Origin of the sequence: Enterobacter cloacae complex sp. IR53030, assembly GCF_049238365.1 — a bacterium.
GTDB classification, from domain to species: domain Bacteria; phylum Pseudomonadota; class Gammaproteobacteria; order Enterobacterales; family Enterobacteriaceae; genus Enterobacter; species Enterobacter kobei.
In genome coordinates this window covers 11391-22683 of record NZ_JBMKHA010000023.1, presented here as the reverse complement: position 1 = coordinate 22683, position 11293 = coordinate 11391, and the positions used below count along the sequence as shown (strand labels likewise).

The window sequence follows — 11293 nt, the reverse complement described above, 5'->3', positions numbered from 1 at the left end:
TTATAATTAATTTCATTAACTTAGCATTTGAATACTTTTAAAACAACTCGCTTTTAGTAACAATTAAGCAACGCTGAAAACCGAAAAGGTAAAGCAAAAGTTCGGCGCATTAGAATTAAATACTAACTTTATGAAAAATTCAGGTTATTATTTTATTAATTACCGTTACCGCATTAGTGAATTATGATTTTTATAAATTGCGCAAAAAAAAGAGCAAAATCTGCTTGGCCTCTCAATATTAGTAGTATTTAGGTAATGACTCCAACTTACTGATGGCGTTTTATGTTCAGATAATGCCCGATGACTTTGTCATGCAGCTCCACCGATTTTGAGAACGACAGTGACTTCCGTCCCAGCCTTGCCAGATGTTGTCTCAGATTCAGGTTATGTCGCTCAATGCGCTGAGTGTAACGCTTGCTGATTACGTGCAGCTTTCCCTTCAGGCGGGATTCATACAGCGGCCAGCCATCCGTCATCCATACCACGACCTCAAAGGCCGACAGCAGGCTCAGAAGACGCTCCAGTGTGGCCAGAGTGCGTTCACCGAAGACGTGCGCCACAACCGTCCTCCGTATCCTGTCATACGCGTAAAACAGCCAGCGCTGACGTGATTTAGCACCGACGTAGCCCCACTGTTCGTCCATTTCAGCGCAGACAATCACATCACTGCCCGGCTGTATGCGCGAGGTTACCGACTGCGGCCTGAGTTTTTTAAGTGACGTAAAATCGTGTTGAGGCCAACGCCCATAATGCGGGCGGTTGCCCGGCATCCAACGCCATTCATGGCCATATCAATGATTTTCTGGTGCGTACCGGGTTGAGAAGCGGTGTAAGTGAACTGCAGTTGCCATGTTTTACGGCAGTGAGAGCAGAGATAGCGCTGATGTCCGGCAGTACTTTTACCGTTACGCACCACGCCTTCAGTAGCTGAGCAGGAGGGACAACTGATGGAGATGGAAGCCACGGGAGCACCTCAAAAACACCATCATACACTAAATCAGTAAGTTGGCACCATTACCCGGAACTTAATGTCAACTTAGCCATAGCCCATCTTCCACTTCTTTGCGCTATCTCGTTTATGAACCTAGTCATTCCGGGTATCATTTTGCGATTAGCATTCCAAAACCAAATTTAAGATAGGCATGTTTGCACTATCGCTGCGATCGCCCCTGAGGATTTTCATGAACAACGCCGAACAACAGTTCCTGAACGAGCTGGATAACAAATTCTGGAAAGCCGCCGACAAGCTACGCGCCAACATGGATGCCGCCAACTACAAGCACGTGGTGCTGGGGCTTATCTTCCTCAAGTATGTGTCCGATGCCTTCGAGGCGCGTCAGCAGGAGCTAATCACCTTGTTCCGCGATGTCGGCAACCCGGACAACATCTATGCCATGTCGCGCGACGGTTACGACTCTGATGAAGAGTACGCACAGGCGATTGTGGATGAACTGGAGGTGGAAGATTACTACACCGAAAAGAACATCTTCTGGGTGCCGAAAGCCGCGCGCTGGGACACGCTGAAAAACAAAGCCATGTTGCCGACCGGCACCGTGCTGTGGGTGGATGAAACCACCGGCAAGGATGTGACGCTGCGCTCTGTGTCCTGGCTGGTGGATAACGCGCTCGATGAAATCGAAAAAACCAACCCGAAGCTGAAAGGTATTCTGAACCGTATCAGCCAGTATCAATTGGGCAACGAAGTGTTGACCGGGCTGATTAATACTTTCTCTGACGCCAACTTCAGCAACCCGGAATATAACGGCAAGAAGCTCAACTTAAAGAGCAAAGATATTCTCGGTCACGTGTACGAATATTTCCTCGGCCAGTTCGCGCTGGCGGAAGGTAAGCAGGGCGGCCAGTATTACACGCCAAAAAGCATCGTGACCCTGATTGTTGAATGCCTACAGCCGTATAACGGCCGTGTGTATGACCCGGCGATGGGTTCCGGCGGGTTCTTCGTGTCCAGTGACCGTTTTATTGAAGAGCACGCGGGCGAGAAGCAGTACAACGCCGCTGAGCAGAAGCAGAAAATCTCCGTTTACGGTCAGGAATCCAACCCGACCACCTGGAAGCTGGCGGCGATGAACATGGCAATCCGTGGCATCGACTTTAATTTTGGTACGAAAAATGCCGATACCCTGCTGGACGACCAGCATCCGGATCTGCGCGCCGACTTCGTTATGGCTAACCCACCGTTCAACATGAAAGAGTGGTGGAGCGCGAAGCTGGAAAACGACGTGCGTTGGAAATACGGCACGCCGCCGCAGGGCAACGCCAACTTCGCATGGATGCAGCACATGATCCACCACCTGGCGCCGAAAGGCTCGATGGCGCTGCTGCTGGCCAACGGCTCGATGAGTTCCAACACCAACAACGAAGGCGAGATCCGCCGCAATCTGATCGAAGCCGATCTGGTGGAGTGTATGGTGGCGCTGCCGGGACAGCTGTTTACCAACACCCAAATCCCGGCCTGCATCTGGTTCCTGACCAAAGACAAATCCGGCGGCAACGGTAAAGTCCACCGCAAAGGCCAGGTGCTGTTTATCGACGCCCGCCAGATTGGCTATATGAAAGACCGCGTATTGCGCGATTTTACCCGTGAGGATATCGCCAAAATTGCCGACACCTTCCAGAACTGGCAGGCGGATAAAAACTACGAAGACGAAGCCGGGTTCTGCTTCTCCGCAACGCTGGAAGATATCCAGAAAAACGACTTTGTGCTAACCCCAGGCCGTTATGTCGGTGCTGTCGAGCAGGAAGAAGACGATGAACCCTTTGCCGAGAAGATGGCGCGACTGACCGAGCAGTTGAAAGAGCAACTGGAAGAGAGCGCTGAGCTGGAGAAGCAGATTAAGGCGAATCTGGGGGGATTGGGTTATGAGTTTTGAGTTATATGAATACAAAATTGAGGATCTAGGTAAAGTTATCACTGGTAAAACACCGCCTTCCAAAATTAGTGATGCTTTTAGCGCACAAGGTATTCCTTTTGTAACGCCAAAAGATATGGACGGTCGTAGACTTATAGATAAAACCGAAAGGTATTTGTCTTCCCAGGGTGTCGAAGCGGTGCGGAATTGCTTACTGCCTCAAAATAGTATTGCGGTATCTTGTATTGGTTCAGATATGGGGAAAACGGTTTTATTACCCGGTGAAAGCATTACTAATCAGCAGATAAATGCCATCGTTGTAGATTCAGAACATTTTGATTACAAGTATGTCTATTATTATCTTTCAACTCTGCAGGATGATTTCAAAGCAATTGCTGGAGGAAGTGCAACCCCAATTTTGAATAAGGGGCACTTTAGCCAATTTAAGGTTTCATTACCCGTTAAACCCGTGCAAAATAAAATCGCTTTAATACTTGACTCCTTGGATACAAAAATAGAAGTAAATACCGAAATCAACCATACTCTCGAACAAATGGCGCAAGCCCTGTTCAAAAGCTGGTTTGTCGATTTTGAACCGGTAAAAGCCAAAATGGCAGTGCTGGAAGCGGGTGGTTCGCAGGAAGACGCGACGCTCGCCGCCATGACGGTTATTTCCGGGAAAGATACTGATGCGCTGGAGGTTTTTGAGCGTGAACACCCTGAGCAGTATGCCGAGCTAAAAGCCACGGCAGAACTGTTTCCGTCTGCGATGCAGGATAGTGAGTTGGGAAATATCCCTGTGACATGGGAGTTAGGGAAGCTTCAAGATTTGTTGGTATTACAGAGAGGTTTTGATCTCCCTTCATCGGCACGAAAAGATGGTGAGTTTCCTCTGATTGCCGCCAGTGGCCCCAACGGTACTCATAATGTGGCAATGGCTAAAGCTCCGGGCGTTATAACTGGTCGTTCTGGTGTGCTTGGTAAAGTTTATTTAACGCTTGAAGATTATTGGCCATTGAATACAACCCTTTGGGTAAAGGAATTCAAACGTGCAACACCCTGTTACGCTTATGAGTTGCTGCGACTATTAGATATGAAAGCGTTTAATGCAGGTTCAGCTGTTCCTTCTTTGAACCGTAATCATATACATAGTTTGAGCTATCCACTCCCCCCTATGGCATTAGTAAATTTGTTTGAATCATCAGCCTTGCTTTTGCATCAGCGTGCACATGTAAATTTAAAACACTCTCAATCTTTGGCATTACTCCGCGACACCCTTCTCCCCAAACTCCTCTCGGGTGAAATCACCCTACCGGAAGCCGAGCAGGCGGTAAGTGAGGCGGAAAATGTATAAAGTCGATACGCCGACCAATAGTCTGCATTCTCTGCAAGAGGTGTCGTTCAGCAGCCTCGGCTTTCGCGAGCGCGATCACCTGCAGGAGTGGCTGGCAAAGAATCCCCAGGCGTTAACCCGCGACAACGACGATGAGTTGCTGATTATCCAGAAAGAGTTCGCCGGTTTTGACGACACCAAAGAACGTCTCGATCTGCTGGCGCTCGATAAAAAAGGCAACCTGGTCATCATCGAAAATAAGCTTGATGATTCCGGGCGCGACGTCGTCTGGCAGGCGCTGAAATATGCCGGCTACTGCGCCAACCTGCGTCAGGAGAGCGTGGTGGAGATCTTCCAGCTTTATCTGGATCAGTATGAGCCCAACGAGAACCGCCAGGCGGCAGAGGTCATCGCCGAATTTATGGGCTGGGAAAGCCTGAAAGAAGGGGTGCTCAACCGCAAAGGCACCCAGCGCGTCATCATGGTTGCGGCCAATTTCCGCAAAGAGGTCACCAATACCGCGCTGTGGTTGATGCAGTTTGGTATCCGCGCCCAGTGCTTCAAAGTGACCCCCTACCGTTTTGGTGAAGACGTGTTTGTCGATATCCGCCAGGTTATCCCAACCCCGGAAGCGGAGTCGTACATGATTGGCATGGCGCAAAAAGAGGCGGAAGAGCAGTCCACCTCCAGCAGTAGCGAACTGCAGCAGCGTCACTATCTGCGCCGCGAGTTCTGGACGATGGCGCTGGAAAAATTCCGCACCAGCCCCTGTTCACTGTTTAACAACCGCGCTCCCTCAACCGATCACTGGCTGGCTGCCGGGTCGGGCGTTAGCGGCGTGCCGTTTGAGCTTATCTTTTCCCAGAAAGACGCTCGCGTGCAGCTCAATATTTCGCGCGGAGATGCGCTGGAAAACACCTGGTTATTTGAACGCCTTCAGGAACGTAAAACGCACATTGAATCGCTGTTTGGCGAGCCGCTCGACTGGCGGTTGCTGCCAGAGCGAAAAAGCTGCCAGATCGTCTGTTCAAAGACGTTTGACGGCGGCAATAAAGAGATCTGGCCTGTCATTATCGACTGGATGATGGATAGCATGAACCGTCTGGAAAAAGCGATCCGCCCGAGCCTGCTGGAACTGGCGATTGAGCTGAAACAGACCGGTATGATCACCGAGGGAGAGGAAGAGTAATGCTGAGCGAAGACGATTTAGAGCAGCAATGCCTGAAATGGTTTGCTGAACAGGACTGGGAAGTGCTGCACGGGCCAGATATCGCGCCGGATGGCGACAACCCGCTGCGTGCTTCATTTCATGATGTGTTTCTGCGCCCGGTGATGCTGGAGCAGCTGCAAACCATCAACCCCCATCTCCCTGTTTCCGTGCTGGAAGAGGTGATACTCCGTATTACCCGCCCCGAAAGCCCGGATCTGGTCGTCAGCAACAAAGCATTCCATCACCTGTTGCTCGACGGCGTACCCGTTGAGTACAAGCGTGAAGACAAAACGGTTCACGATAAAGCCCTGCTGATGGATTTCAACCATCCCGGCAATAACCGCTTTATGGTCGTAAATCAGGTGGCTATTCAGGGGATAAAACAGGTTCGTCGTCCGGATATTATCTGCTATATCAACGGCCTGCCGGTGGCGGTGATTGAGCTGAAAAGCCCGATTGATGCCAATGCCGATATCTGGGCTGCGTTTAACCAGCTGCAGACCTATAAAAACGAACTCAGCGACCTGTTTATCTGTAACGAAGCGCTGGTAGTGAGCGACGGGCAAAATGCGCGTATCGGCTCTCTGACCGCTGATGAAGAGCGTTTTCTGCCGTGGAAAACGGTGGCGAACGAAGATGATAAACCGCAGTTTCACTGGCAGCTTAAAACGGTAGTGCAGGGCTTCTTTAATAGCGAACTGCTGCTCGATTACATTCGTTTCTTTGTGCTGTTTGAAAACGATGGCAAACGGCTTATCAAAAAGATTGCCGCTTACCATCAGTTCCACGCGGTGCGTGAAGCGGTTGCGGCAACGATTGTGGCCTCTACCGGTAAACATCTTCCGCTGCGCAGCAACATTACCCCCGGCAGTAAAAAAGCGGGCGTGGTGTGGCATACCCAGGGCTCCGGCAAAAGTATCTCCATGTGCTGTTACGCCGGAAAGCTGCTGCAACAAACAGAGATGAATAATCCGACCATCGTCGTGGTGACCGACCGTAACGATCTTGACGGGCAGCTCTACGCCACGTTTTGCCAGGCGCATGATTTACTCAAGCAAACGCCGTTACAGGCCAACGACCGCGACGAACTGCGCGAGCTGCTCAACGCCCGTGAATCCGGCGGCATTATCTTTACCACCGTGCAGAAGTTTGCGCCGCTGGACAGTGAACAGAGCCATCCGGCACTTAACGTCCGCAGCAACATCGTGGTGATTTCCGATGAAGCGCACCGCAGCCAATATGGCCTGAGCGCCACGCTGGACCGGCAAACCGGGGCCTATAAATACGGCTACGCCAAGCATATGCGCGATGCGCTACCGAATGCGTCGTTTATGGGCTTCACTGGTACGCCGATTGCCTCGGAAGATAAAGATACCCGTGCCGTGTTCGGTGATTATGTCTCTATCTACGATATTCAGGATGCGGTTGATGATGGCGCGACGGTGCCGATTTACTACGAATCCCGGCTGGCAAAACTCGATCTGAACCATGACGAGCTGGAAACGCTCTCTGATCAGGTCGATGAACTGGTAGAAGACGAAGAAACGGGCCAGCAAGAAAAAACCAAAGGTGACTGGAGCCGTCTGGAAAAGCTGGTCGGTTCAGAGCCACGTATTCAGCAGGTCGCCGCCGATCTGGTTCAGCATTTTGAAACACGTAACACTGCCATGAACGGCAAGGCGATGGTTGTCGCCATGAGCCGCGAGATCTGCGTGAAACTGTACGATGCCATCGTGGCGATACGCCCTGAATGGCACAGTGAAGACGTTGAACAAGGGGCGATCAAAGTCATCATGACCGGATCGGCGTCAGATAAAGATCACCTGCAATCGCATATTTACAACAAACAGACCAAAAAACGCCTGGAAGCCCGCTTTAAAGATCTGAACGATCCGCTGAAACTGGTGATTGTGCGGGATATGTGGCTGACCGGGTTTGATGCCCCATGCTGTCACACCATGTATATCGACAAACCGATGCGCGGCCATAATTTGATGCAGGCGATTGCCCGCGTTAACCGTGTGTTCCGGGATAAACCCGGCGGGCTGGTGGTGGATTATATCGGCATTGCCAACGAGCTGAAGCAGGCGCTGAAAACCTATACCGATTCAAAAGGCAAAGGACAGACAACGGTCGATGCCAGGGAAGCCTTTGCGATTCTGCTGGAAAAAATGGATGTCATTCATGGGATGTTTGCCCGTTCGGCGGGTAAGCCGGGATTTGATTACACGGGCTTCTCCCGCGATCCGCTGGCCTTCTTGCGTGATGCCGTGAACTACATTCTGGGACTGGATGACGGTAAAAAACGCTACCTCGATGTTTCGCTGGCGATGAGTAAAGCCTGGTCACTGTGTAATACGCTGGATGAGGCGAAACCCTTACAGGAGGAGTTCGCGTTTCTTTCGGCGGTCAGGGTGGGGCTTATCAAGCTCGATCCGAAGGCAAAGTTTAGCCAGTCAGAAAAAAACTCTCTTCTGAGCAAGATCCTCGATAACGCGGTTGTCGCGACCGGGGTTGAGGATGTCTTCGCACTCGCCGGGCTGGATAAACCGAACATAGGTTTGCTGTCCGATGAGTTTTTGGAAGAAGTGCGGGAAATGCCGCAGCGTAATCTGGCAGTGGAACTGCTGGAAAAACTGCTCAATGACGGCATTCATGCCCGTTCGGGCAATAACGTGGTGCAGCAGAAGAAATACTCCGACCGACTGAAAGCGGTGCTGCTCAAATACAATAACCGCGCCATTGAGACCGCGCAGGTGATTGAAGAGCTGATCCAGATGGCGAAAGCGTTCCAGGAGGCGATGGCGCGTGATGATGCGTTAGGGCTGACCCCGGATGAAATCGCCTTCTATGATGCGCTGGCTGAAAATGAAAGTGCAGTGCGTGAACTGGGCGATGATACGCTGAGAAAGCTGGCCATCGAAGTGACATTGAAATTGCGGCAGTCCACCACCGTGGACTGGCAGGTGCGTGAAAGCGTGCGTGCCCGATTGCGTATTCTGGTGCGCCAGACGCTGCGTAAGTATAAGTATCCGCCGGACAAAACGCCGGGCGCCGTGGAACTGATTTTGAAGCAGGCAGAAGTGGTGTCGAACAGCTGGACAGTCTAAAACGTTCATCGATTATCTTGACGGAGGTGGTTCAATGTCGGTTACTGTAACAGTTGAAAAAGTAGGGGCGGCATTTGCATTGATCAAATGCCACCATAGGCCTGAAGCAGAATATGAATTTACTGGTGAGTTTCTCGGGCTTTCACACGAGCTGAAGTTTGCAGGGAAGAATTTACGAGAACTGAGAGAAACTGGCTGTTCTATTTATGGAATTTATCAGGATGAATACGGCATGACCTTACTTCCTGATCATCCCGGCATTAAACTGGCCGAAATACTAGCGGTATCAAATATAGGACTGAATAAATTTTCGGTTTACATGGGATGTCGCGAGCAAGAGATAGTTGAATTGTTGAACGGTTCAGTTTCACTGACGAAAGCTATGGCACTCCGGTTATCGCATGTAGTCGGTGGAAGTTGGTCGAAGTGGATGTTAATTCAAGAGCAGTTTGAATTACAGTTGGCACAACGAGAGATTAAAGAATTAATGATTTTGACTAATATCGGGGATGAGGTCGTTGGATTATAGTAAAACAACCATCTTTAACTGATGGGTTTGGCCTTTCCATCCATAAGAAAGGCCATTTCTGTAAAAAAATAAATTACCCGCGACTGCAGCCGAAGCTACGGTCGCCATCTCCGTATACTTTTGTATCAAGTTTAGCCAGGTAGTCAAGACGATTCAGTAATTTATTGTATTCTCCTTCAAAGTTAAAATCATTGACGTCTAATATATAACGACAATTTTCAGGGTAGTGAACCAATCCCGGATAATCATCCAGTTCCAATCCCAGTGCGCTATACCATGCTCTTACAATCATCATCCTTAAATTGCTTTCGGCCTCATAATCACCTAAATGGTAATAAGCATCTTTGTTAAAAAAAAGACCAATATGAAAATGACATTTCCCCTCTTCGGAAAACTCCCTTACCCAAACATGACGAACACGATTTGGATAAATTCGTTTACCGTTAGCTGCTCTGGCTTTCTCATTGGCCTCCAGCATTGCATTTAACGCATTACGGAAACGGGATATAGCACCAGGCTCTAGATTAGGAAAACAGCAAACAGTGTCACCTCTGTCTAAAATGGGTGGATAATGAACATCAACACGTAACGCCATTGTTCTGGGGAATTCACTGATAGCATCATTGACGACTCGTTCAATATGTTTTTTATAGGCGAGCACATGCTCACCATGGGAACCATGATATAATTCCATGCTTCGATCCTGTTGTTAGCCCTACGGCTTATGATAGCCGTATACAGTAAAATGATCAGACATAGCTGAATGTCTGTGGTTAGTTATATTAATTAACTATTAATAGTAATGACTGTTGTATAATACCTTTCCAACAATAAAACTTGTTATCAACCCATTACCCATGCAGTAAAATACTTAAAAAGCAACTCTGCAATTATAATCACCCAAAGATGCCATTATCCCAGTGTCTTTTTACCGTGGAAATACTTATTCCTAAGATCTTTGCCACCTTGGATTGAGAGTAATGCTTAGCCTTCTCACTCTGAATTAAATGGTAATATTTACTTCCTTCAGGCCTTCCTAGAATTTTCTTTGATTTTGCTTTGTTAGTAGGCATCTTTTACCCTCATCAAGCTATTAGGTACTAACTCCATACTGTCGAGATGTATGCAACTAAGTGGTTATGCTTAACATTGGTATCAGAAAGTATGGTTTACTTCACCGTTAAAGGGGTTAATAATGATGGCATCTCCTCCTTTCATCGCCTTTTGAGGTGTATCGCCTTCGGCAATCACCGGGACCATTACCGCTAGATCATTTGTGTAATAAATTGGTATCCAGCAATAGCATGATTGTTTATGGTGGATTTTATTTCTTTTCAATACCTCTTCAATTCCAAATGTAATAAGTTCAAAGATTGGCATAATCACAATGCTGCTCAAATCAAAAAAACAACCATCGTAAACTGTTTCCTTTATCAGTATGATATTTGACAACCCTCCTGCAATTAGATGTTTGTGGTTCACGCGCCGATCTGTGTAAATAAAAATTGCTTTTTTTACATTGAAGCTTTTTATAATGTATGTGAGCTTTTCATGAATTAATTTTTTTTCACTCTTCCCCATCTTATCATGAGATATTTTGTGTGCATAAAAATTCTGGTCGATAACCTCGTTCCGGTGTCGAATGTGAGTGTTCCAGACGGAATGAAAAAACTCTTCGTAAGTTAATTTTGGCTCCCCCCGTGCTATTGACGGGGCCTTCTCTTCAAAAATACAGCCTAATGTTGACTCCAAAGTTTGAGCTATATGATATTGCGATGTTATTTTATTCAATGCTGGGACTGTGGCGTTTAATAAAAATGATATCACCTCTGACCTGGAGTATCCTTTTGCATTGCTATAGTCGTCAATTGCATCAATAGTAGAACTATTGTTTACGCTGAAAGTGATGCGTTTTTTCATATGTGACCTTGAATTTTGTTAATGTGAGATGTGATAAATAGTATTAATCTCCCCCCATTGTTAATGGAAGGTTTGTATTAACTAACCCGGCTATTCTTTAGAATAGCCGGGGGAGGCCTCTATTAGTTACTATATACTGAGAAGGTTAATAGGTATCTATCAATGTCTTTACGTGACCAATAGTGTCGGTTTTTAATTTTCTTCGGTCGCGGTAAACCATTAGGCAGTTTGTCTTTGCAAAGCCAAGCTCGAATAGTTTGTACTTCATAGCCAATAATATTAGCTAACTCGCGGGTAGAAATTAGTTGTGACTGAGAGGGT

8 protein-coding genes are annotated in these 11293 nt (G+C 48.1%); 5 read left to right on the top strand and 3 right to left on the bottom strand.

Features of this window, described 5'->3' with window-relative positions; genetic code table 11:
• Positions 1-266: 266 nt before the first annotated feature.
• A protein-coding gene (locus tag ACOTXR_RS20085; protein WP_226856257.1) for an IS1 family transposase occupies positions 267-964 on the bottom strand; the annotation gives its coding sequence in 2 pieces (ribosomal slippage) (positions 267-715 and positions 715-964; 699 coding nt in all).
• A 217-nt stretch (positions 965-1181) separates the two neighbouring features.
• Here ACOTXR_RS20085 and ACOTXR_RS20080 point away from each other — a divergent pair.
• Genes ACOTXR_RS20080 through ACOTXR_RS20060 form a run of 5 tightly spaced genes read left to right on the top strand, consistent with a single transcriptional unit; the run spans position 1182 to position 9052 of the window.
• Positions 1182-2891 (top strand): type I restriction-modification system subunit M, encoded by a 1710-nt coding sequence (locus ACOTXR_RS20080; RefSeq protein WP_113372772.1) that lies wholly within the window; start codon positions 1182-1184, stop codon positions 2889-2891.
• Complete coding sequence (locus ACOTXR_RS20075) at positions 2881-4224, top strand: restriction endonuclease subunit S (protein WP_113372773.1); 1344 nt, start codon at positions 2881-2883, stop codon at positions 4222-4224. Before ACOTXR_RS20080 ends, ACOTXR_RS20075 begins: the two co-directional genes overlap by 11 nt.
• Complete coding sequence (locus ACOTXR_RS20070) at positions 4217-5392, top strand: DUF4268 domain-containing protein (RefSeq protein ID WP_001581473.1); 1176 nt, start codon at positions 4217-4219, stop codon at positions 5390-5392. The genes ACOTXR_RS20075 and ACOTXR_RS20070 overlap by 8 nt, the downstream gene beginning before the upstream one ends.
• Entirely contained in the window at positions 5392-8523 is a 3132-nt protein-coding gene (locus ACOTXR_RS20065; protein ID WP_023305543.1) for a type I restriction endonuclease subunit R, read from the top strand. Before ACOTXR_RS20070 ends, ACOTXR_RS20065 begins: the two co-directional genes overlap by 1 nt.
• Before the next feature lie 34 nt (positions 8524-8557).
• On the top strand, positions 8558-9052 hold the full coding sequence (locus tag ACOTXR_RS20060) for a helix-turn-helix transcriptional regulator (protein WP_006809979.1): 495 nt from the start codon (positions 8558-8560) through the stop codon (positions 9050-9052).
• A gap of 73 nt (positions 9053-9125) precedes the next feature.
• On the opposite strand, the gene ACOTXR_RS20055 is transcribed toward ACOTXR_RS20060, so the two are convergent.
• On the bottom strand, positions 9126-9746 hold the full coding sequence (locus ACOTXR_RS20055; RefSeq protein ID WP_210761266.1) for an inovirus Gp2 family protein: 621 nt from the start codon (positions 9744-9746) through the stop codon (positions 9126-9128).
• A gap of 461 nt (positions 9747-10207) precedes the next feature.
• Complete coding sequence (locus ACOTXR_RS20050) at positions 10208-10972, bottom strand: hypothetical protein (protein ID WP_016246899.1); 765 nt, start codon at positions 10970-10972, stop codon at positions 10208-10210.
• Positions 10973-11293 lie beyond the last annotated feature (321 nt).

Excerpts from the sequence above, each read along its gene's own strand:
- ACOTXR_RS20055 (WP_210761266.1), bottom strand. The coding sequence starts at position 9,746 with ATGGAATTATATCATGGTTCCCATGGTGAGCATGTGCTCGCCTATAAA.
- ACOTXR_RS20065 (WP_023305543.1), top strand. The coding sequence starts at position 5,392 with ATGCTGAGCGAAGACGATTTAGAGCAGCAATGCCTGAAATGGTTTGCT.
- ACOTXR_RS20075 (WP_113372773.1), top strand. The coding sequence starts at position 2,881 with ATGAGTTTTGAGTTATATGAATACAAAATTGAGGATCTAGGTAAAGTT.
- ACOTXR_RS20070 (WP_001581473.1), top strand. The coding sequence starts at position 4,217 with ATGTATAAAGTCGATACGCCGACCAATAGTCTGCATTCTCTGCAAGAG.
- ACOTXR_RS20050 (WP_016246899.1), bottom strand. The coding sequence starts at position 10,972 with ATGAAAAAACGCATCACTTTCAGCGTAAACAATAGTTCTACTATTGAT.
- ACOTXR_RS20060 (WP_006809979.1), top strand. The coding sequence starts at position 8,558 with ATGTCGGTTACTGTAACAGTTGAAAAAGTAGGGGCGGCATTTGCATTG.
- ACOTXR_RS20080 (WP_113372772.1), top strand. The coding sequence starts at position 1,182 with ATGAACAACGCCGAACAACAGTTCCTGAACGAGCTGGATAACAAATTC.